The sequence below is a fragment of the Streptomyces sp. NPDC014861 genome (assembly GCF_043081625.1).
Taxonomy (GTDB): Bacteria; Actinomycetota; Actinomycetes; order Streptomycetales; family Streptomycetaceae; genus Streptomyces.
Window position 1 is genome coordinate 59,379 of record NZ_JBIBWV010000008.1, and the last position, 21,933, is coordinate 81,311.

At 73.8% G+C, this 21,933-nt stretch carries 16 protein-coding genes; 7 read left to right on the plus strand and 9 right to left on the minus strand.

What is annotated here, in order from left to right; all coding sequences use genetic code 11:
• Positions 1 to 284 precede the first annotated feature (284 nt).
• Positions 285 to 728 carry an ATP-binding protein gene (locus ACF1BN_RS18450; RefSeq protein ID WP_392332654.1) on the plus strand — a complete coding sequence of 148 codons (444 nt, stop codon included), beginning with the start codon at positions 285 to 287 and terminating at the stop codon, positions 726 to 728.
• Positions 729 to 994: 266 nt separating this feature from the next.
• Here the strand turns inward: ACF1BN_RS18450 and ACF1BN_RS18455 are convergent, their stop codons facing one another.
• The gene (locus ACF1BN_RS18455) at positions 995 to 1,921 is read right to left on the minus strand and encodes a cyclase family protein (RefSeq protein ID WP_392332655.1); all 927 of its coding nucleotides are present in this window, start codon (positions 1,919 to 1,921) and stop codon (positions 995 to 997) included.
• An 84-nt stretch (positions 1,922 to 2,005) separates the two neighbouring features.
• Between ACF1BN_RS18455 and ACF1BN_RS18460 the strand changes: the two genes are divergently transcribed.
• Complete coding sequence (locus ACF1BN_RS18460) at positions 2,006 to 2,920, plus strand: SDR family NAD(P)-dependent oxidoreductase (protein WP_392332656.1); 915 nt, start codon at positions 2,006 to 2,008, stop codon at positions 2,918 to 2,920.
• A gap of 215 nt (positions 2,921 to 3,135) precedes the next feature.
• Positions 3,136 to 4,185, plus strand: coding sequence for a Zn-dependent alcohol dehydrogenase (locus tag ACF1BN_RS18465; protein ID WP_392332657.1), 1,050 nt, complete (start codon positions 3,136 to 3,138; stop codon positions 4,183 to 4,185).
• Between the two features lie 62 nt (positions 4,186 to 4,247).
• Here the strand turns inward: ACF1BN_RS18465 and ACF1BN_RS18470 are convergent, their stop codons facing one another.
• Entirely contained in the window at positions 4,248 to 5,237 is a 990-nt protein-coding gene (locus tag ACF1BN_RS18470; RefSeq protein ID WP_392332658.1) for a GlxA family transcriptional regulator, read from the minus strand.
• A 49-nt stretch (positions 5,238 to 5,286) separates the two neighbouring features.
• Between ACF1BN_RS18470 and ACF1BN_RS18475 the strand changes: the two genes are divergently transcribed.
• Both ACF1BN_RS18475 and ACF1BN_RS18480 read left to right on the plus strand, forming a co-directional pair.
• Positions 5,287 to 6,561: an MFS transporter gene (locus ACF1BN_RS18475; RefSeq protein WP_392332911.1), complete on the plus strand. Its 1,275-nt coding sequence runs from the start codon at positions 5,287 to 5,289 to the stop codon at positions 6,559 to 6,561.
• A gap of 91 nt (positions 6,562 to 6,652) precedes the next feature.
• Positions 6,653 to 7,948, plus strand: coding sequence for an MFS transporter (locus ACF1BN_RS18480; protein ID WP_392332659.1), 1,296 nt, complete (start codon positions 6,653 to 6,655; stop codon positions 7,946 to 7,948).
• Between the two features lie 30 nt (positions 7,949 to 7,978).
• Here the strand turns inward: ACF1BN_RS18480 and ACF1BN_RS18485 are convergent, their stop codons facing one another.
• The 5 genes from ACF1BN_RS18485 to ACF1BN_RS18505 form a co-directional block, all read right to left on the minus strand.
• Positions 7,979 to 8,593 (minus strand): flavin reductase family protein, encoded by a 615-nt coding sequence (locus ACF1BN_RS18485; RefSeq protein WP_392332660.1) that lies wholly within the window; start codon positions 8,591 to 8,593, stop codon positions 7,979 to 7,981.
• A gap of 51 nt (positions 8,594 to 8,644) precedes the next feature.
• A complete protein-coding gene (locus ACF1BN_RS18490) occupies positions 8,645 to 12,325 on the minus strand; it encodes a hypothetical protein (protein WP_392332661.1) in 3,681 nt (1,226 codons plus the stop codon).
• Between the two features lie 101 nt (positions 12,326 to 12,426).
• Complete coding sequence (locus ACF1BN_RS18495; RefSeq protein WP_392332912.1) at positions 12,427 to 13,149, minus strand: enoyl-CoA hydratase/isomerase family protein; 723 nt, start codon at positions 13,147 to 13,149, stop codon at positions 12,427 to 12,429.
• Between the two features lie 123 nt (positions 13,150 to 13,272).
• On the minus strand, positions 13,273 to 15,495 hold the full coding sequence (locus tag ACF1BN_RS18500; RefSeq protein ID WP_392332662.1) for an acetate--CoA ligase family protein: 2,223 nt from the start codon (positions 15,493 to 15,495) through the stop codon (positions 13,273 to 13,275).
• A 156-nt stretch (positions 15,496 to 15,651) separates the two neighbouring features.
• Positions 15,652 to 16,845 (minus strand): flavin-containing monooxygenase, encoded by a 1,194-nt coding sequence (locus ACF1BN_RS18505; RefSeq protein WP_392332663.1) that lies wholly within the window; start codon positions 16,843 to 16,845, stop codon positions 15,652 to 15,654.
• Between the two features lie 155 nt (positions 16,846 to 17,000).
• Here ACF1BN_RS18505 and ACF1BN_RS18510 point away from each other — a divergent pair, with 155 nt between their 5' ends.
• The gene (locus tag ACF1BN_RS18510; RefSeq protein WP_392332664.1) at positions 17,001 to 17,453 is read left to right on the plus strand and encodes a DoxX family membrane protein; all 453 of its coding nucleotides are present in this window, start codon (positions 17,001 to 17,003) and stop codon (positions 17,451 to 17,453) included.
• Complete coding sequence (locus tag ACF1BN_RS18515) at positions 17,450 to 17,866, plus strand: Zn-ribbon domain-containing OB-fold protein (RefSeq protein ID WP_392332665.1); 417 nt, start codon at positions 17,450 to 17,452, stop codon at positions 17,864 to 17,866. Before ACF1BN_RS18510 ends, ACF1BN_RS18515 begins: the two co-directional genes overlap by 4 nt.
• 78 nt (positions 17,867 to 17,944) lie before the next feature.
• Here ACF1BN_RS18515 and ACF1BN_RS18520 read toward each other — a convergent pair whose 3' ends face one another.
• Positions 17,945 to 19,660 (minus strand): FG-GAP repeat domain-containing protein, encoded by a 1,716-nt coding sequence (locus ACF1BN_RS18520; protein ID WP_392332666.1) that lies wholly within the window; start codon positions 19,658 to 19,660, stop codon positions 17,945 to 17,947.
• 182 nt (positions 19,661 to 19,842) lie between these two features.
• The gene (locus ACF1BN_RS18525; protein WP_392332667.1) at positions 19,843 to 21,864 is read right to left on the minus strand and encodes a protein kinase; all 2,022 of its coding nucleotides are present in this window, start codon (positions 21,862 to 21,864) and stop codon (positions 19,843 to 19,845) included.
• Between the last annotated feature and the right edge of the window lie 69 nt (positions 21,865 to 21,933).

Below are 21,933 nucleotides of genomic sequence, written 5' to 3' on the forward strand. Positions count from 1 at the left end.
GGCGGGGAGCGTCGATATCGGGTTGTGTCCTTCAGGGGGGTCGTCACGGGCCGGAGTCGGCCCTCCGCTCCGGTACTCTCCGTGGGATGCGCATGCTTGTGAGGCCGGGTCGCGCCCCGCGTTCGACTCCCCGCCGCGTGCGTCGCACAGTATGGACCACGCGTACTCCTTCGCGCTGGAATATGCCCGAAGCGCTTGTTGCGGTGACTGTACGTCAACCATGCTGTCCCGTAAGGGAATCACGTTCCGTAAAGGTGTGTCCGCCGGTTCGGATGGTGTGAACGGTGCAGGTGCTTCAGGTTCAGTTGGAGGTCGGGCCGGACCCGGCCGAGGTGGGGCGTGCGCGCAGGTGGGCCCGGAATCGGCTGGCCGGCTCCGGCATAGGGGACGACGAGCCGCTGGCGGAGACGCTGGTGCTGCTCATCTCCGAGCTGGTGACCAACGCGGTCGTGCACACGGGCTGCCCCGCCGTGCTGCGGATGCTCTTCGCGGCGGAGGGCGGGGTGCGGGTCGAGGTCGCCGACCGCAGCGACCGGCCGCCCCGGCCCCGGCACGCCGCCGGGGAGGACACCAACGGGCGCGGTCTCGAACTGGTCGACGGCCTCGCCGACCGGTGGGGCTGGCAGCCCGAAGGGGGCGGCAAGCGGATCTGGTGCGAGGTGGACCGCACGCCGGTGACCCCCGTGTCCGGGGAGGGTTTCGGCTCACCCGGACGGGTGCGCTGTTGACGGTTCGTTCCGTTTTGCCCACTCTAGGGTGAGCGATTCGTGGCGAGGGGAGCCGAGGGCCGTGCGCCCTCGGCATGTGCGGGTCGTGGCCCGGGTGGCGGCGGTCCGTGCCGTGCTCGGGGCGCGTGCGAGCGCGCCGCCACCCGCGAGCCCTTCCCTGCCCCCTCGGGGCCGCCATTTTTTACCCGTCTCCCCAGGGTCGCCGCCCGTGCGCCTTTACCCGTCTCCCCGGGGCCGCCGCCCGCGCATGCTTCCCCGTCTTCCCCTCAGAAGAGGGCGATCGGCGCCACCGGTGTGCCCGTGCCGCCGACGAAAGGTTCCGGCATCGCGGAGAGCAGGAAGGTGTGGCGACCTTCTTGTGCACAGGCTGTGGACAACTCTTCGAGATTCCAGTTCTGGCCCTGGAGCATCCCCATCTCGACCAGATCGAGCGCGTGGACGCCCAGCCACAGGTCCTCGATCTCCGGCGGGAAGATCTCGAAGGTGAGGGTGTCGTTGGCGACGGCCGCGACGTCCCGCGCGTGGAACCACTCCGGCGTGCGGATCGAGAGCCCGGGGGACGGGAACGCGTACCCGTGCTTGTCCCCGGCCAGGTACAGCTGGATCTGCCCGGTCCGTACGAGGACGAGGTCGCCGGCCCGCACCGTCACCCGCCCGAACTCCGCCGCCTCGTCCAGGTCCTCCGGGGTCACCGCGTGGTCGCCGGGCAGCCGGTCGACGCCCTTCGCCGCCGCCACGTCCAGCAGGACGCCCCGGCCGACGACGTGCCGGGCCGTGTGGATGCCGCTGAAGGCGGCCCGGCCGTGCGGGGTGATGGTGTCGGCGGGGCGGCCGTTGTAGATCCGGCCCGAGTGCGAGGCGTGGGTGAGGGCGTCCCAGTGGGTGGCCGCCTGGAGGCCCAGGGTCACGGCGTCGTCGCTGGTGGCGACCGTGCCGGGGCCGAAGAGCTCCTGGTTGACCTGCACCATGACGTGCAGCGGGTTGACCCGGCCGGGGATCATGCCGGTCTGCACGCCGTCCTGCCTGAGGTCGAGCGCGAGGGGGACCCGGCGGCCGGTGCGGACCGTCGCGGCGGCCTCCCGCACCGCCTCGTCGGTGATCAGGTTCAGTGTCCCGATCTCGTCGTCCCGGCCCCAACGGCCCCAGTTGTTCACGCGCTCGGCGATCTCGTGGAAAGCGGCGGGGAGGGACATCGGGGCCTCCGGGGTCTTGTTTTCCGGTATCTGACGACCCATAGAATCTAACGGACCGTCAGAAACTGCGGGAAGGGGCCGGAGATGGGGAACTTCTTGGCGGGCAAGGTCGTCGCCGTGACCGGAGCGGGGCGCGGCATCGGCCGCGCGGTCGCCCTCGCGTGCGCCGCCGAGGGGGCGAAGGTCGTCGTCAACGACTACGGCGTCTCCATCGAGGGCGGCGAGCCGACCAGCGACGTCGCCGTCGCCGTGGTCAAGGAGATCGAGGCGGCGGGGGGCACCGCCGTCGCCGTCGCCGACGACATCTCCACCATGGCCGGCGGGCAGCGGCTCGTCGACGTGGCCCTCGCCGAGTACGGACGGATCGACGGGGTCGTGTGCGTGGCGGGCATCCTGCGCGAGCGGATGCTCTTCAACATGACCGAGGAGGAGTGGGACCCGGTCGTCGCCACCCACCTCAAGGGCACCTTCACCGTCTTCCGGGCGGCGGCCGCGGTGATGCGCAAGCAGGGCTCCGGGGCGCTGATCGGCTTCACCAGCGGCAACCACCAGGGCTCCGTCGCCCAGGCCAACTACTCGGCCGCGAAGGGCGGGGTCATCTCGCTCGTCCGGAGCGCGGCCCTCGGCCTCCACAAGTACGGCGTCACCGCCAACGCGGTCGCGCCGGTCGCCAGGACCCGGATGTCCGCCAACGTCCCCATGGAGCTCAAGGAGATCGGCGAGCCGGAGGACGTCGCCGCGCTCGTCGTCTACCTGCTCTCCGAGCGGGCCCGCGAGGAGCGGATCACCGGCCAGGTCTACACGATCGCCGGACCCAAGATCGCGGTCTGGGCGCAGCCCAGGGAGCTGCGGGCCGGCTACGCGGAGGGCGGTGGCTGGACGCCGGAGCGCATCGCGGACTTCCTGCCCGGGACGGTCGGGACGGACCCGATGCCGATGCTGGCCCGCCTGGAGGAGATGGCCCGGGCCGCCGCGGCGGGGGACCGGCCCAACCAGTAATCGACGGCGCCGGTTCCCGCGGCGGGGACCGGCCCAACCAGTGGTCGAGGGCGCCGGTTCCCGCGGCGGGGACCGGCCGAGGCAGTAGTCGACGGCGGCGGTCGGCGGAGTCGGCCCGCGGCAGTCGGCCCGCGGCACTCGGCCCACGGCAGTCGGCCCGCGGCAGGCGGTCCACGGCAGTCGGTCCACGGCATTCAGGAGAGGGAGGGATCGTCGTGCGCGGTGTGGTGTTCGACGGGAAGAGCGTCGAGGTCGTCACGGACCTGGAGGTGCGGGACCCGGGTCCCGGGGAGGTGCTGGTGGGGATCCGGGCGGCCGGACTCTGCCACAGCGACCTGTCCGTCATCGACGGGACGATCCCCTTCCCGCCGCCCGTCGTGCTCGGGCACGAGGGCGCCGGGGTCGTCGAGGCGGTCGGGGAGGGGGTGACGCACGTGGCCCCCGGCGACCACGTGGCGCTGTCCACGCTCGCCAACTGCGGCGCCTGCGCCGACTGCGACGCCGGCCGGCCGACGATGTGCCGGAAGGCGATCGGGATGCCGGGCAGGCCCTTCTCGCGGCAGGGCGTGCCGCTCTTCCAGTTCGCGTCCAACTCCTCCTTCGCCGAGCGGACGGTCGTCAAGGCCGTGCAGGCGGTGCGGATCCCCGAGGACGTGCCGTTCGCGTCCGCCGCGCTGCTCGGCTGCGGCGTCCTCACCGGCGTCGGAGCCGTACTCAACCGGGCGAGGGTCGCGCGCGGCGACACCGTCGTCGTCCTCGGCACCGGCGGGATCGGGCTCAACGTCATCCAGGGCGCGCGGATCGCGGGCGCGCTCACCGTCGTCGCCGTCGACACCAACCCGGCCAAGGAGGAAACGGCCCGACGCTTCGGCGCCACCCACTTCCTCGGCTCCGCCGACGGCGTCCGGGACGTGCTGCCGACCGGCGCCGACCACGTCTTCGAGTGCGTCGGCCACACCGGTCTCGTCCGCACCGCGATCGACCTCCTCGACCGGCACGGCCAGGCGGTGCTGCTCGGCATGACCGCGCCGAAGGCGGAGGCGTCCTTCCCGCCGGCCGCGATGTTCCTCGACAAGTCGATCCTCGGCTGCCGCTACGGCTCCTCCCGCCCGCAGAAGGACATCCCGCTCTACGCGGAGCTGTACCGCACCGGCGCCCTCCTCCTCGACGAGCTCGTCACCGCCACGTATCCGGTGGAGGAGTTCGCCCGCGCCCGGGAGGAGGCGGAGGCGGGAAAGGTGGCGCGCGGGGTGCTCGTCTTCTGAACGGGCCGCCGACCGACGGCGGTCACGGCGCCGGGAAGCCCGTGGCCGTCGGCGGACGGCTGTCACGGCGCCGGGAAGCCCGTGCGGAAGGTGCGCCGGTAGGCGGTCGGGGTGACGCCGATGGCGGTCATCAGGTGGACGCGCAGGGACTGGGCGGTGCCGAAGCCGGAGTCCTGGGCCACCCGGTCCACGGGGAGGTCGCTGGTCTCCAGGAGGTGCCGGGCGCGCTCGATCCGCTGCCGGGTGAGCCACTGGCCGGGGCTGACGCCGACCTCGTCGCGGAAGCGCCGGGTGAAGGTCCGGACGCTCATGGCCTCCCGCTCGGCCAGGTCCCGCAGCTGGATCGGCTCGTGGAGGTGGGCCAGCGCCCAGGCGCGGGCACCGGTCGTGGTGTGGGTGCCGGTGTCCGGGACGGGGCGGGCGATGTACTGGGCCTGGCCGCCGTCCCGGTGCGGCGGGACGACCGTGCGGCGGGCCACGTCGTTGGCGATCGCGGTGCCGTGGTCGCGGCGCACGATGTGCAGGCACAGGTCGAGGCCGGCGGCGACGCCCGCCGAGGTGAGCACGTCCCCGTCGTCGACGAAGAGGACGCCGGCGTCGACCCGTACCGTGGGGAAGAGCCGCTGGAAGTGGTCGGCGGAGGACCAGTGCGTGGTGGCGGGCCGTCCGTCGAGCCAGCCGGCGGCGGCCAGCACGTACCCGCCCGTGCAGATCGCGACCAGCCGCGTGCCGGGCCGGACGTGCGCGAGGGCGGCGGCCAGCTCGCCGGTGAGCCTGCCCTCCTCGTAGACCGGGCCCAGCTCGTACGAGGCGGGCACGACGACCGTGTCCGCCGTGGCCAGCGCCTCCGGGCCGTGCTCGACGTGGACGGTGAAGTCCGCGTCGGTCTGCACCGGCCCCGCGGCCACCGCGCAGGTCACGATCTCGTACAGCGGGCGCCCCTCGGCGTCCTTGGCGCGGCCGAAGATCCGGTGCGGGATGCCCAGCTCGAAGGGGAGCAGCCCGGGCAGGGCGAGGACGACGACGCGGTGCGGCGGTCGCGGCACGGGCACTCCCCTCGTAAAAGCAGTGGTGGTCCAGACCACTCGGTGGTACCACTGGCTGTCCGTGACGGACAACACGCATCAGGACGACACGTACAAGTCTGGGGCCGGCGCGCTGATTCCCCCGCCGATCGAGCCGCCCGCACTCTGGAACCGTAACTTCCGGCTCTTCTTCACGGCCAGGTCGGTCGCCGTCCTCGGCGAGGGGATGGTCCCCGTCGCCTTCGCCGCCGGGCTCCTCGGCGACGGCAGGCCCGGCTCCTCCGTCGGCTACGCGCTGGGTCTGTGGACGGCCGCCTTCGCCGTCTTCGTCCTCTTCGGCGGCGTCCTCGCCGACCGCTTCACCGCCCGCCGCATGATGATCACCGCCGATCTGCTGCGGCTGCCCGGAGCCGCGCTCCTCGCCGTCGCCTTCGCGGTCGGCAGCCCGCCGCTGTGGGCCGTGTACACGCTCTCCGTCGTCGCGGGCGTCGGCGCCGCGCTCTTCCAGCCGGGCGTCGCCTCCACCATCCCGCGCATCGCCCCCGACGTGCAGCGCGCCAACGCCGTCCTGAGGGTCGCGGAGGCGCTGATGACGATGGCGGGACCGGCCCTCGCCGGCCTGCTCGTCGCCGCCTGGAACGCGGGCGCGGCCTTCGCGGCCAACGCCGCCACCTTCGCCGTCAGCGCCGTCTGCTTCCTGCTGATGCGGATCCCCCCGGCGGCCCCGTCCGAGGAGCGCGAGCGCGGCTCCTTCGGAGCGGAACTGGCCCTCGGGTGGCGTGAGTTCCGCGCGCGGAACTGGCTGTGGGGGGTCATCGCCATCTGGACGGTGTACGGGCTGACCGTCGCCGGCCCGATGGTGCCGCTGACCGCGAGCCTGGTCACCGAGGACCACGGCTCGGCCGTGTACGGCGCGCTGATGGCGGCCAACGGCGCCGGCAGCGCCCTCGGCGGGCTCCTCGCCCTCCGCATCCGGCCCCGCCGCCCCCTCGCCTCCGGTGCCGTCGCCCTCCTCGGCCTCCCGGTGAACCTGGTGCTCCTCGGCCTCGGCGCTCCCGTCGCCGTCCTGGCCGCCGGGCAGTTCGTGGCGGGCACCGCCTTCGCGTTCTGGCTCGTCATGTGGTCCACGGCGGTCCAGACGCACGTCCCGCAGGAGGCCCTGAACCGCATGCACGCCTACGACGTGGCCGGATCCCTGCTGATGATGGGCGTCGGCCGGGCGCTCTCCGGGCCGGTCGCCGGGGTGGTCGGCACGGAGGCGGTGCTGCTCGCGGGGGCGGGGATCGCGGTCCTGGTGGTGGGGGCGCTGCTGGCGGTCCGGCCGATCAGGGACCTGCCGCGGTCGGCGTAGCGGGGGAGGGGCCGGCGGCTGGCCCGATCCGTTGCAAACGTGGCAGTCGGGCCAGTGGTGGGGGCGGAAACCGGCCAGCATCCTCGATGGCATGGTCCAGACAACGGAGTACCGATCCTCCGCCCCCACCCCCACCTCCCGCGCACCACGCCTCCACCGTGCCTGGTCCGTCGCCGCGGTCACCTTCGTCACGATCATCGGCGCCGCCGCCTTCGCGTCCCTCCCGGGCCTGCTCATCGAACCGCTCCACGGCGAGTTCGACTGGTCGCGCGGCACGATCGGCTTCGCCGTCTCCGTCAACCTCGCCCTCTACGGCCTGACCGCCCCCTTCGCCGCCGCCCTCATGGACCGCTTCGGCATCCGCAGGGTCGTCGCCGTCGCCCTCTCCGTCATCGCGCTCGGCTCGCTGCTCACCGTCTGGATGACGGCCGCCTGGCAGCTCGTCCTGTACTGGGGCGTCCTCGTCGGCCTCGGCAGCGGCTCCATGGCGCTCGCCTTCGCCGCGACCGTCACCAACCGCTGGTTCACCGCCCGCCGCGGCCTCGTCACCGGCATCCTGACCGCGGCCGGCGCCTCCGGCCAGCTGGTCTTCCTGCCGCTCCTCTCCTGGCTGGTCGAGGACCACGGCTGGCGCCCGGCCGCCGTGACCGTCGCCCTCTCCGCGCTCGCCGTCGTCCCGTTCGTCTGGCTGCTGCTCCGCGACCACCCGGCGGACGTCGGACTGGCCCCGTACGGCGGGGAGTACGCCGAGAAGCCCGCGCCCGTCACGGGCGCGGCCCGCCGCGCGGTGACGGTCCTCCTCAAGGCGGCCCGGACCGGCCCCTTCTGGCTCCTCGCGGGCACCTTCGCGATCTGCGGCGCCTCCACCAACGGCCTCGTGAAGACCCACTTCGTGCCGGCCGCGCACGACCACGGCATGCCGGTCACCGCCGCCGCCGGGCTCCTCGCCGTCATCGGCGTCTTCGACGTCGTCGGCACGATCGCCTCCGGCTGGTTCACCGACCGCTTCGAGGCCCGGCGCCTGCTGGCCGTCTACTACGCCCTGCGCGGCGTCTCGCTGCTCTTCCTCCCCATGCTCCTGGCCCCCTCCGTCCACCCGCCGATGATCTTCTTCATCGTCTTCTACGGCCTCGACTGGGTGGCCACGGTCCCGCCCACGATCGCCCTGTGCCGCGAGCACTACGGCGAGGACTCCGCGATCGTCTTCGGCTGGGTCCTCGCCTCCCACCAGGTCGGCGCCGCCGTCGTCGCCTTCGCCGGCGGCGTCGCCCGCGACGTCTTCGGCTCCTACGACCTCGTCTGGTACGCCTCCGGCGCCCTGTGCGCGGCGGCCGCCCTGATGGCCCTCGTGATCCGCCGTCCCCGGCGCGACGGGCTCCTCGCCTAGCGGGAGGCGGGCCGCGCACGGACGGTCTCCTCACCCGCCGCTGAAGCCCCCGAACCGCCCCCGGTGGAAGAGCAGCGGCTCGCCGCCCTCGTCCACGGCGCCCAGGGCCTCCACGCGCCCGACCACGATCAGGTGGTCGCCCCCGGTGTGGACGGTGGTGATCGCGCAGTCGATCCAGGCGGGGACGCCGGCGAGCCGGGGCGCGCCGGTGACGGGCGCGGGGGACCAGTCGACGCCCGCGAACTTGTCGGCGCCACTGACGGCGAACGCCCGGCACAGCGGCCCCTGTCCGGCCCCGAGGACGTTGACGCAGAAGGTCCCGGCGGCGGCGATGCGCGGCCAGGTGGTCGAGGTGCGGGCGACCATGAAGGCCACCAGCGGGGGATCCAGCGACAGTGAGGCGAAGGACTGGCAGGCGAAGCCGGTCGGTCCCGCGCCGTCGGCGGTCGTGACGAGGGTGACGCCGCTGGCGAAGTGGCCGAGCACGCGCCGGAACTCCGCCGGGTCGACCGGCGCCCGTTCGTCCTCGCGCACGGCCCGCAGAGCGGGCCGGGGGAGGTGTTCGACGGCCGTGGGCGCCCCGGCCGCTCTCAGGTGTCGGACGGCGCTGGCCGCCATCCCCGCGTGTCCCATCATGTCCAGCATTGAAACTGACGCAGCGTCAGATGGGAACACCCGGGGAGGCGGCGGCGCGGTCTATCCGGCGACGGCGCCCGTCGCGCGGGTCCAGGCGTACCCGGAGGTGTGCCCGGTGCGGTGGGCGGTCACCTTGACGGTGATCCTCTGGCCGCGCTGGGCCTTGCCGGGCACGAAGGTGGACTTCACGGCGCCGCTGACGGCCCGCCCGTTCGCGTACCACTGGTAGGCGTACGAGGTCGGCGCGGGCGTCCAGGTGCCCCGGTTCAGGGTAAGGGTCCGCCCGACCCGGACGGTGCCGGTCAGGTACGGCGCCTTCGTCGCCTTCGGGGCGATCCCGTAGGCGACCGTGACACCGGCCGTGGTCGCGGAGCCGCTGAGGTGCCCGGTGCGGTGCGCGGTGACCGTGACGGTCAGCCTCTTCCCGCGCACGGCGGCGGTCGGCGTGTACGCGGAGCCGGTCGCGCCGGAGATCGCGACGCCGTCCGCCCGCCACTGGTAGCCGTACGAGCTCGCGACCGGCGACCAGGTCCCGACCGAGGCCGACACCTTCGCCCCGACCTTCACGGCCCCGGTCATGACCGGCACCCGGGTGGCCTTGGGGGCGACGCCCTTCACGGCCACGGCCGCGCTGGTCGACGTCAGCGTCGGATGCCCGGTCTTGCGGGCGACCACGGAGACGGACAGCGACTTGCCCTGGAGGGAGGCCGGGACCGTGTACGTGGAGGCCGTGGCCCCCGCGACGGCGACCCCGTTCGCCTTCCACTGGTATGTCAGCGAGTCCACCGGCAGCGACCATGCCCCGGCCTTGGCCGTCACCTTCCCGCCGACGACGGCGGTCCCGGTGAAGGAGGCGGGGGCGGTGTTGCGGAGGGCGGCGACGACCTGCACGGACGGCTTGGCGTACTGCCCGCCGAACGCGAACACGCTGACGCTCAGCGAACCGATCGGTGCCCTCGTCAGGTCCAGCGCCACCGTCATGCTGCGCCGGTCCGGCGCGACGGCGAGCGTGGTCGACTCGGCCCGGAAGGAACCGTTCGTCACGACGACCTTCGTAGAGGAGTGCAGCGCGGAGCCGGTGACGGTCATCGAGATCTTCCCGCGGCCGAGGACGCCGGGGACGACGGCCTTGACGTCGCGTTCGTCGGGCCCGCAGACCACCCCGGTGCAGGTGAGTTGGGCCTTCACCGCCGTCGACGCCTGCGCCGGCTTCTCCGGCAGGCCGATCACGAGGGTGGTCGGCTTGGCCTTGCGCGGGTAGCCGCCCGAGGTCGAGCAGGTGTAGATCTCGCCCTCGGCGGTGTACGAGCCGTAGCAGGTGTTCGCCCGGCTGACCCGGTCGTACAACCGCGGCCTGGGCATCGTCTCGAAGGTTCCGGCCGGGGTGAAGGACAGGTCGTAGTAGTCCCTCTCGGCGGTCGGCAGCGCCCAGCACAGTACGCTGCGCTGCTCGCTGAGGGTGCCGGTGAGCGGGCCGGCGCCGTAGGACACGTTCGCCACCTTGGCGCACTCCGGGGCGGGCCCGGTCGGTGTGCCGATACGGACGGCGTCGAGCCGGTAGGAGGCGGGCGCGGCGGTGCCCTCCGGGACGAGGAGGAGCACCTGGTACGCGGTGGCGCCGGAGACGGCGCAGCCCTTGGCGAAGTAGTCGCAGACCGGTTCGCCCTTGGTGTCGTAGGCCATGAGCCGGATCGAGTCCGTCGCGTCCCGCACGTCCAGGTGCAGGGTGTCCCCCGCGGCGGACGTGGTCACTCGGCGGCACTGGAAGCTGCCGGGGGCGTACGGGGTGCCGTCGGTGGACGGCCCTCCGGCGGCCACGGCCGTGGTGGCGGCGCAGCCGCGCGCGGTGGCGGTGACGTCCTGACGGGTCAGCAGCACCTCGCCGGGAACGTCACGGGCGTGGACGAGGACGGTGTGGGCGAGGCCCGGCGTCAGGTCGCAGCTGGAGAGGCTGCCGTAGTAGGTGCGGATCTCACAGCTGACCCTGCCTTTCGCGTCCACCACGACGGCCTCGGCGTTCGGGCCGCCGGGGCCCTTCGCGATCTGGAAGATCTCGGTGGCGGAGTGGGCGGTGGCGGGGATGGTCAGACAGTCGGCGAAGACGCCGCCACCGGTCTTCACGGCCGTCCGGGCCGGTTTCGGTCCGAAGTCGGCAGCGACGAAGGTACGGCAGACGGTGGGCGCGTCGGTCTGGTGGACGATGATCCCGTAGCCGGGGCCGCCGTCGGAGTCCTCGTCGTCGGTGACGATCGCCCGGTAGGGAGCCGTGCCGCCGAGCACGCAGGTGGCGTCCCAGAGGTTCGTGGAGTGCGGGCACTGCTCGGCGCCGACCGCGTCGTACACCTTGATGGAGGGGGAGCCGTCCGCCTGGATGGCGAGATGCGCGCCCCCCGGCATCGGCAGGTTGAGGCAGTCGGTCTCGCCGGGGGCGGAGATGACGCCCCGGTGGACCGTGGCGAGAGCGACCCCGTCCACACAGCCCTCGGTGGAGGCGCGGCCGAAGACCTGGACGGCGTCGTCGGTGACGATCGTGTACGCCGTGCCCGCCGTGAGCGTGCAGAAGGCGTCGTAGGCGCGGCAGGCGAAGGTGCCGTCCTGCTCGTACACCGAGATGGTGCCGCGGCGGCCCTCCGGGTCCACGGCCCGCACGTCGTAGCGGCCGGACGTGGCGGGCGTGAAGGTCTTGCAGCCGGTCGCGGGCCCGGACCGGTCCGGCGCGGTGCCGTAGACGGCGTGGGTGACGGTGGCGCAGCCCGCCGGATCCGACAGGCGGCGGACCTCCAGGGAGTACGGAGCGGCCGGTGAGCCGTCCTCCTGGTGGCCGACGACCGCGTGGACGCGGTAGCCGGACGTGCCCTCGGGCAGGACGCAGCCTTCGGAGCCGTCCTGGTTGCGCTCCGTGCAGAGGCGTTTGCCGGTGGCGTCGGAGATCCACGCGAAGGAGTCGCCGTAGGTCCGGCGCTCCAGTTGCTGGGTGATCCGCTCGCCCGGGGCCGCGGTGAAGGAGTGGCAGACGACCCCGAGCGGGCCGACGCCGGTGCCGGTGACGGGCGCCGTGTCGTACCCGGTGCCGGAGACGGCGGGGCAGGGGCCGGCGGCCGTGTTCATCAGCGGGACGAGCGCGACCCGGTTCTCGGCGCTCTGCCAGTCGGTGTTGGGGAGCTTGAGGGTGTACCGACCGGCGGCCAGGTCGCACCAGGCGTCCTTGTACTGCCAGTCGTCGCAGGTGACCCGGTCCTCACCGGCGTACAGCCCCGGATAGGTGTCGTGGCTGCCGTCGATGAGGATGCGGTGGGTGCCGGGTGTCTCGACGGTGACCGTGAAGCAGGCCGTGGTGCCGGGCTCGATGGTGACCTGCCTGACCGCGTCGCCCGGGTCGCCCAGCGGGGCGAGCGGCAGCGCGGGGCAGGGCTCGGCCGTGTCGGTGGGCGTCGGCGTGGGTTCGGGTGCCGGATCCTCCGCCGGGGCCTGCGGGGCCTGCGGGGCCTGCGGGGCCTGCGGGGCCTCGGTGGCCGGGGTCTCAGTGGCCGGGAGCTCGGTGGCCGGGGCCTCGGCGGCCGGGGTCGGGGCGGTCGCGGGTGCCGCGGGCGCGGTCGACGCGGTCGGCGGATGGTCGGCCGCGTAGGCCGCCGGCAGGGCCGGGGCCAGGAGGGCCGTCAGCAGGGCGGGGACCAGGAAGAGGGCTCTTCGGCATCTTCCGGATCTTTCGGATCGTGCGCGGGGGTGCGCGGGGTGAGGCATCGTGATTTCCCCCCCGGGAAAAGTGAACGGCATATGCACTCCATATGCGCGGACACACTGTAAGGGCGGCCCCCGACAAGCCCCGCACCTGCCCGCACCCGCTACCGCCCCTCGTACGTCGCCTCCCGGCGCTCCACGAACGCCGCCACCCCCTCCTGCGCGTCACGGGTCGTCATGTTCAGTTCCTGGGCCGTCGCCTCCGCGGCGAAGGCGGTCGCGCGGTCCGCGTCCAGGGAGGCGTTGACCAGCTGCTTGGTGAGGGCGAGGGCGCGGGTGGGGCCCTGGGCGAGGCGTTCCGCCCAGGCGCGGGCCGTCCTGTCCAGGTCCTCCGCCGGGACCACCCGGTTGACCAGGCCCATCGCGCACGCCTCCGCCGCCGGCACCGCGTCCCCGAAGAACAGCAGCTCCTTCGCCCGCTGCGGCCCGATCAGCCGCGGCAGCAGGTACGCCCCGCCGCCGTCGGGGACGAGACCGCGCCGGGCGAAGACCTCGACGAAGCGGGCGGACTCGGCCGAGAGGACCAGATCGCAGGCGAAGGCCAGGTGCGCGCCGATCCCCGCCGCCGTACCGTTCACCGCCGCGATCACCGGCTTCTCGCAGTCCATGACGGCGCCGATGAACCGCTGCGCGCCCCGCCGGATCATGCGGGAGACGTCCCCGACGACCCGCTCGCCCCCGGCCGGCGGCCCCCCGCGCAGGTCCGCGCCCGCGCAGAAGCCCCGGCCGGTGGCGGTCACCACCACGGCCCGTACGGACGGGTCGGCGGAGGCGTCCGCGAGCAGCGCGATGATCCGTTCCCGCTGGTCCCAGGTGACCGCGTTCATCGCCTCGGGGCGGTTGAGCGTGATCCACGCGACGCCGTTCTCGACGGAGTGGAGTACGTCGGGCACGGGCACGTCGGGCACCTCAGGTACTTCCGAAGCTGCGTCCGATGACACGAGGGGCTCCTATCGGCAGACCGCCAGCGCGTCCAGCGCCACGGCGCCCTGTCCGCGCGGCAGCACCATCAGCGGGTTGATGTCGAGTTCGGAGAGGTCGCCGTCGAGTTCCAGGGCCATGCGCTGGACCCGCAGCACGACCTCCACCAGCGCGTCGACGTCCGCCGGCGGCGCGCCGCGCACGCCGTCGAGGAGGGCCCGGCCGCGCAGCTCGTCCAGCATCGAGCGGGCCTCCCGCTCGCCGAAGGGGGGCACGCGCACGGCGGTGTCGTTCAGGACCTCCACCAGGACCCCGCCGAGGCCGACCGTCACCGTCGGCCCGAACAGGTCGTCGCGGGTGACCCCGACGACCATCTCGACGCCCTTGCCGACCATCTGGCAGACGAGGATGCCGTCGAGGTCGATCTGCTCGTAGCGGGCGATGTCGGTGAGGTCGCGGTACGCGTCCCTGACCTGGCTCGCCGAGGTCAGGCCGACCTTGACCAGGCCCAGTTCGGTCTTGTGGGCGAGCTGCCCGCCGGAGGCCTTCATCACCACCGGGTAGCCGACGAGCCCGGCGGCCCGGACGGCCGCCGCCGCGCTCGTCACGAGCTGTTCGCGCGGTACGCGGATGCCGTACGCGCGCAGCAGCTGCTTCGCCGCGTGTTCGCTGAGCCGCTGCCCGGGCCGCATCAGCCCCTGCGCCTTGCGGAAGGACGGGGACGGTGTGCGGGGCGCCCCGTCGAAGGGGGAGCGGTAGCCGGCGGTGAAGCGGTGGTGGTCGAGGTAGGCCTTCACGGCGCCCACGCAGTTGGCGAAGGTGCGGAAGGTGGCGACGCGGGAGGAGCCGAGGAGGGTGGTCCGGTAGGCGTCCTCCGTCCCGAGCGGGGAGCCCCACACCACGCACACCAGCTTGTCGGTGGCCTCGGCCGCGTCCACCAGGTCCTGGGCGAGCTTGTCGCTCATCGGCGGGAAGGGGCCGGTGATGGGGCAGATGAGGACCCCGACGGAGGGGTCGGCGAGGATCGCGTCGATGATCTTCCGGCCGCGCCAGTCGCCGACCGGGTGCCCGCCGTTGTCGACCGGGTTGGCGACGCGGAGGTACGGCGGGATCCACTGGTGCAGCTCGTCCTGCTTGGCCTGCGTCAGCGTGGGCAGGTCCAGTCCGGCCGCCGTCGCCAGGTCGGCGAAGTGGGCCCCCGTACCGCCGGAGATCGAGTAGACGACGACGCCGTCGGCCACCGGCCTGCGGGCGCGGGCGAGGAGGGTGGCGGTGTCCTGGAGCTGGTCGAGCCCGTCGACCCGGATCACCCCGAACTGCCGCATCGCCGCGTCCACCACCCGGTCCGCGCCGGTGAGCTTCCCGGTGTGGGAGGCGGCGGTGCGCGCCCCGGTCTCGGTCCTGCCGACCTTCACCGCCACCACGGGCACGCCCTCGCGGGCGGCGCGGTCGGCGGCGAGCAGGAAGGACCGCCCGTCCTTGAGCCCTTCGACGTACGCGGCGATGGCGCCGACCTCGGGGAGGGAGGCGAAGTACGAGAGGAAGTCGGCGGTCTCCAGGTCGGCCTCGTTGCCGGTCGGCGCCCAGTGGGAGAGCCGGACGCCGAGCTCCTGGAGGGTGAAGAGGGGCCGGCCCTGGTGGCCGGACTGGGTGATGAGGGCGACGGCGGGTCCGTCGAGGTCGTCGCGGAAGCGCTCGAAGGCGTTGAGGTTGGTGTTGGGTCCGAGGAGCCGGACGCCGCTACGGCGCACGGCCTCGGCCAGGCGTTGCTGTGCGGCGGCCCCGTCGGCGCCGGTCTCGGCGAAGCCGGAGGCGAAGGCGACGGCGAACGGCACCCCGGCCTCGCCCAGTTCCTCGACGACGGGCAGCGGGTCGGCGACGAGCAGGACGGCGAGGTCCACGGGTGCGGCGAGGGCCTTGACGGACGGCACGCAGTCGATGCCGAAGACGGCGGTACGGGTCGGGTGCACCGGTACGACCTCCGCGCCGACCCGCTCGGCCCAGGCGAGCAGTTGCCGGGTGATGCCGGTGTTGGGCCGGCCCTCGGTGTCGGAGGCGCCGACGACGGCGACGGACCGGGGCCGGAAGAACCGGTCGAGGTCGGGGACCTCGGCGTGCAGCGCCCGGCCGCTGACGTCCCGGTCGCCGGGCGCGGCGGCGTGCCCGTGGACGGCGGTGCGGGGGGATTCCCCGCAGGCTTCCACGCGGGCGCGCAGACCGGTGGTGAAGGTGCCGTGAGTCGATCCAAGCATCGTTGCGCTCCGCCCTTCCGTTCAGGACGCGTCCCGGACAAGTGACCTGACGCCTAGTCAGATTACAGAACTGACGCTCAGTCAGGAATGGGGCGGTGCGGAGGAAGCGCGAAGACCCCGCCGGGGCGGGGTCTTCGGGCATGCGTGGGCGGACGGTCAGGGCTTCGGCTTCTTCGGCTCCTCGGGGCCCTTCTTCCGCTCCGACCGCCGCGTCCGGGCGATCCGCCGCGCGATCCGCTCCGCGTCCCGGGACAGCTCCCTCAGCATGCCGCTGATGGGGTTGGTGAACCCGGTGAAGTAGAGCCCGGGCGCCTGGCGCGGGCTGCGGGGGCCCCGTACCGCGGGCCGGCCGCGGGGGTCGAGGACGTCGAGGTGGCCGACGAGGGGTTCGAGGGCGCGGCGGTAGCCGGTGGCGGCGATGATCGCGTCCGGGGCGATCCGACTGCCGTCGGCGAGGACCACCTCGCGGCCCTCCAGGGCCTCGACGGCCGGGACCACCTCGACCTTCCCGGCCCGGATCGCCGCGACGAGCCCGACGTCCTGGACGGCGATGGCGCCCTCCCGGACGCGGCTGGCGAGCCCGGTGGTCGGGCGCGGCAGCCCGTGCGCGGTGAGGTCCGGCGAGGCGAAGCGCGCGAGGCCCCGGCCGAGCAGGTCCACGAGCGGGACCGGGAGCCGCCGGACGAGGATGCCGCTGCGCTGCGCGGGCCAGCCGGCCGTGGTGCGGCGGAGGATGTGCGGCGCGGTCCTGACGGCGATCCGGACCCGGCCCGCGCCGCCCTCGGCGAGGTCGGCGGCGATCTCGGCGCCGGTGTTGCCGATGCCGACGACGAGCACGTCCTTGCCCGCGTACGCCTCGGGGTTGCGGTACTCGCGGGCGTGGGTGAGGTCGCCCTCGTAGCTGTCGAGCCCCGGCCAGGCCGGCACGCTCGGCGTGTGGTTGAAGCCGGTGGCGACGACGACGGCCCGGCCGGTCAGCCGCCGTCCGCCGGTCGCGTGCAGCACCCAGGTGCCGGTCCCGTCCTCCGCCCGCTCGATCCGGTGCACCTCGACGCCGGTGACGACGTCCAGCTCGTGCTTCTCGGTGTACGCCTCCAGGTAGCGGACGAGGTCGGCGCGGGCGACCCAGCGGCCGTACGAGCGGGGGATCCGCAGCCCGGGGAGGGCGGAGAGGCGCCGTGTGGTGTGCAGCCGCAGCCGGTCGTAGTGGCCGCGCCAGGAGGTGCCGACCTCCCCGGACTTCTCCAGGACGACGGCGCGGACGCCGCGGGCGCGCAGGGTGGCGGCGACCGCGAGCCCGCCGGGGCCGGCGCCGATGACGTACACCGGCTCTTGGGGGGTGGTGACCATGAATGCTGAGCGTAATGACGTGTACACGCAGTGGGTCTCGGTCCCGGAGGGATTTCGGTTGCGAAACGGTCACGCGCGCCGACCCCTTGCGGAGGCCGGGGGCACTGCGCTGAACTGACGTATCGTCAGATATGTAGGTCCGAGGAGGCCCGCGCATGCAGACCGTCTGGCTCACCGGCGCCGAATGGCTCGCCGTCCTCCGCATCGGCCTCGGCCTGTGGTGGCTGGAGAGCTGGCGCCACAAGGACCGCGAGGGCTGGTTCGAGCGCGGTACGGGCATCGCCTGGGCGGCGGACGTGGCCTCCAGGCACCGGTGGGCGGCCGTGCGGACCGGCTTCGAGAAGGTCGTCGCCCCCCGCCCCAAACTGATGGCGTACGTCGTCGTCTACGCCGAACTCGCCCTCGGCCTCGGCCTGGTCAGCGGCTTCCTCACCCCGATCGCCCTGATCGCCGGCCTCCTCCTCAACCTGCTCTACCTCGTCCTGATGATCCACGACTGGGCCGAGCAGGGGCAGAACGCGATGATGGCGCTGATCTCCCTCGTGGCCCTCCTCGCCCTGTCCTGGCAGACGTGGTCCCTCGACTCCGCGATCGGACTCTTCCTGTGACGGCCACCCCGGACATCGACGCCTTCACCCGCGCCTACTGGGACGCCGCCGCCGAGGGCCGCCTCCTGATCCGCCGCTGCCGCGCCTGCGCCCGGCCCCACCACTACCCGCGCGAGTTCTGCCCGCACTGCTGGAGCGAGGACGTGGTCTGGGAGTCGGCGACCGGCCGCGCCACCCTCTACACCTGGTCCGTCGTCCACCGCAACGACCTCCCGCCCTTCGACGGCCGGGTCCCCTACGTGGCGGCCGTCGTCGACCTGGCCGAGGGCCCGCGCATGATGACGGAGGTCGTGGACGTGCCGGAGGACGCCCTGCGCGTCGACATGCCCCTGGAGGTCGCCTTCCGCACCGGGGAGGACGGGGTCGCGGTCCCGGTCTTCGGACCCGTGCGCCCCTCGCCGAAGGCTCGGTGAGGGGCGCACGGTCCGCCGGTACGGGCTGCCCGCCCGGCGCCGTCGGGGCCTGTCGGGCCGTCGGCGCCGGATCAGGTCCTAGTACAGGTCGCGGTACGTCTGGAAGCCGTTGCCGATCTTCGCCCGCGCGCCGATCCCGGCGCCGGTGCCGGTGCCCAGGTAGCGGTAGAGGTCGCCCGAGGCGGTCACCGCGAGCAGGTCGGCCCGGCCGTCGCCGCTGAGGTCGCCCGGCGCCACCAGCTTGCTGTACGCGCCCCAGCCGCCGCCGACGCGCACCCGGCCGGCGAACGGCGCCGTCGCGGAGCCCGTACCCCGGTACAGGTACAGGTTGCCGGAGCGGTCGCGCGCCACGATGTCCGCGCGGCCGTCGCCGGTGTGGTCGCCCGCGCCGACGATCTGGTCGTACGCGTTCCAGCCCGTACCGACCCGGACGCGGGAGGCGAAGCCGGTGCCGGCGCCGTTGCCCCGGTACAGGTACAGCACGCCGGACCTGTCACGGGCGAGGAGGTCCGACTTTCCGTCGCCGGAGAGGTCGCCGGGGCCGACGAGCCGGTCGTAGACCTGCCAGCCGCCGCCGAGGTCCTTCTCGGTCGAGGTGCTGACGAGGTGGCCCTCGCGGACGAACAGAAGGTCGGGGAGCGTGTTGCCGTCGAGTGCGTGGGCGAGCGTCATCAGGCCGGCGGCCGCCCAGCCGCCGGTGTCGCTGACCTGCTCGCGGGGGGCGAGCCTGCCGTTGTTCAGGCCGCGGTGCCAGAACAGGGTCCCGGCCTTGTCACGGCCCATGAACAGGGTCTTGCCGAGGGACGGGACGTTGCCCGCGCCGCCGAACTGCTCGACCTTGTTCCAGGCCGTGCCGGTCTGCGCCCGCGCGGTGAACGTCCCGTTCCCGCGGCCGTAGTAGGCCCACAGGGTGCCGTTCAGGTCGCGCGCGAACACGTCGGCGCGGCCGTCGAGGTTGCGGTCGTCGGCGGCGATGACCTGGTTGTAGACCTGCCAGCCGGTGGCGAGCGCCTTGCGCGGCTTGAACGGCGCCCGCTTGTCGCCGGTGCTGCCGTAGAAGTACACCTGGCCGGCCGGGGTGCGGGCGAGCACGTCGCCCCTGCCGTCGCCGTCGTTGTCACCGAGGCCCACGAGCTGGTCGTACGCGCCCCAGCCCGGACCCACCTTCACACGGCCGGCGAAGGGCGCCGAGAGGGTGCCGGTCGCGCGGTAGAAGTACAGGTCGCCGTTGTACTGGCGGGCCATGACGTCGGCCCTGTTGTCGCCGTCGACGTCACCGGGCGAGAACACCTTGTTGTAGATGTTCCAGCCGTGACCGGTCCAGCTGAGCGTGCCGTCGGTGGCGGAGGAGTGCGAGTACAGCCGCAGGGTGCCGTTCGCGGAGACGGAGAGCACCTCGGGCCCGACCCCGGCGTCCTGGTGCCCGAGCGGCACGAGGTCGAGATCGGTGCTCGTGCCGGCGGTGGCGAACTCGAGGTGCGTCCCGCCCTCGGACGGAGCGAGGTAGGTGAAGCCGTTGCGCGTGCGGTGGATCAGGTCGGTCTTGCCGTCACCGGTCACGTCGAAGCGGGCCTTCGGGGCGTCCGACACGTCGTCGGCGGCGGCGCGGGCCGTGCCGGCGGGCGCCGGTTCGCTGAGCGTCGGCACCGCGGTGGTGTCGGTCAGCGGCCGCCTCAGGTCCGGCACGGGGGCCGATCCGGCGAAGGCGGGGGACGCCGGCAGCATGCCGGCGGAGAGGGCGAGCGCGGTGCAGGTGGCGACGCGGATGGCACGCCCGGAGAACGCGAAAGGCAAGGATCCCCCCCTGGGGAAACACGGAGATGGGCCGGAAGAGGGCCTGCGGCGTCCCCGCGCGTCCCGGTGACGGGCACGCGCGGCGCGACAGCACCCCCCCGGATGCTGGGCGGAGTGTAATGGAAGAAACGTTCGACTACGCAACCCGGTTTCGGCACCTGGGGCCGGCGGTCGGCGGTCGGCTAGAGCGCGCCGATGTTCCGCCAGTGCTGACCGGTGCTGTAGATCCCGCCGCAGTTGAACAGGACGACGCCGCCGGGGTTGGAGGTCAGGCACGCGCCGCTGCCCATGTTCTTGATGGAGCGCCCCGCCGACGTGGACGCGTCGAACTTCCAGGACTGGCCGGCGGCGCCGTCGCAGGCCGCGACCGTGGCGGCGACGCCGCTGCTCTGCGCGAGGCACAGCCCGGACTTCCTGCTGACCAGGCGGAAGGAGCCGTCCGCGTTGGCGCGATAGGTCCAGGAGTAGCCCGCGAGCTCCGGATGGGACCCGCACGCCCGGGAGTTGATCGTGGTCACCCCGTACGGCTGCTTGTACTCCGCCAGGCAGTCGCCGCTGTTCTCGCTCTCCAGCGCGTACGTCCCCGAGGGCCCCGACCCGCCCCCGCCGGACGTCGGCTTCGGGGTCGGCTTGGGCGTCGGCTTCGGTGCCGGCGGGGCCGTGCTGGGCCGGGGGGCGGAGGTCGGCGGGCGGGTGGTCGTACCGCCGGAGGACGAGCCGCCCGAGGTGCTGGAGGAACCGCCGGACGAACCCCCGGACGCGCCGCCGGACGAGCCTCCGGACGTGCTGGAGGAGCCGCCCGAGGAGCCTCCGGAGGAGGACGAGCCGCCGGACGCGGTCCCGCCGCCCCCGGAGACCGCTCCACCGCCACCGGACACGGCCCCGCCCCCGTCCACGAGCGGCGGAGGCGCGCCGGGAGCGGGTGGGGCGCCGGGTGGCACGGACGACGGCTTCGCCGAAGCCGGAGGCTTCCCCGACGGCTTCGCGGACGACGGCGGCTTGGACCCGGACGGCGTCGCCGAGGACGGCTGTCCGCCCGGAGGGTTGACGACGGCCGTCGGGGAGGCGGAGGGCCGGTCCTGCGCGTCCGCGCGCCACTGTTCGTACGGCGCGAGGGTCAGCGTCAGCGTCGTCCCGGTGGTCACCACGACGGGCACGGCCAGCATGACGAGCCGGTTCCGCCGCTTGTGCCCCTTGCCGTCCCCCTGCTTCCCGGAGATCACGTACGCGGGGTCGGTGACCGGCGCCTGCGGGGTCAGCGGGGCCGTGGCCACGTCCTGCGAGGGATCGGCCGCCTCCAGCGCCGCCAGCTCCTCCTCGGAGGGCGCCCCGGCGGCGAAGGCCGCGCGCTCGGCGATCCGCGCCGCCACCGGCTCCGGCCAGGCGACGCCCGCCGCCCGGGCGTCCGCGTGCCCGACGAGCTCGGTCGCGGACGGCCGGTCCTCGGGATCCTTGGCCAGACACGTCCGTACGAGCTCCGCCAGGTCCGGGTCCGTCTCCGTGAGCCGCCCGAAGTCGGGCTCGCCGTGCACGACCCGGTAGAGCAGGTCGTGCCCGGAGCCGTCGCCGAACGGCGGCCGGCCGTTCGCCGCGTACAGCACCAGACTGCCGAGCGCGAAGACGTCCGCCGCCCCGGTCAGCTGCTTGTCGGCGACAGCCTGTTCGGGCGCCATGTAGGCCGGTGTGCCGATGATCATGCCGGTCTTGGTCAGCCGGCTCTGGTCGGCCGCCCGCGCCACCCCGAAGTCGATGAGCGAGAGCCCGCTCCCGGTCAGCATCACGTTCGACGGCTTGAGGTCCCGGTGCACCATCTCGGCCGCGTGCACCGTCCGCAGCCCCGCCGCCGCCTCCCGCAGCAGCCGCCACAGCGAGGCGGGCGGCAGGGGCCCGTTGTGGAGCCGCAGCGCGTCGTTCAGCGTCACGCCCGGGATGAACTCCGTCGCGAACCACGGAGGCTTCGCCAGCCGGTCGCTCGCCAGCAGCTTGGTGCTGGCCCCGGCGGGCAGCCGCGCCAGATTGTCCAGCTCGTGCCCGAAGTGGCTGAGGAAGTCCCTGTCCTCGGCGAGCGTCGGCAGCACCCGCTTGACGGCCGCGTACGTCCCCGGGACCGCGCCCAGGTACACGCGGCCCATCCCGCCGGACCCGAGCACGCCGAGCAGGCGGAAGGCGCCGATACGGCGCGGGTCGTCCGCGTCCAGCGGCATCGCGCCGCTTCCGCCCAAATTAGAGTGGTTTTCCAATTCCCCCTGCATGGGCCACAGGGTAGCCCAGAG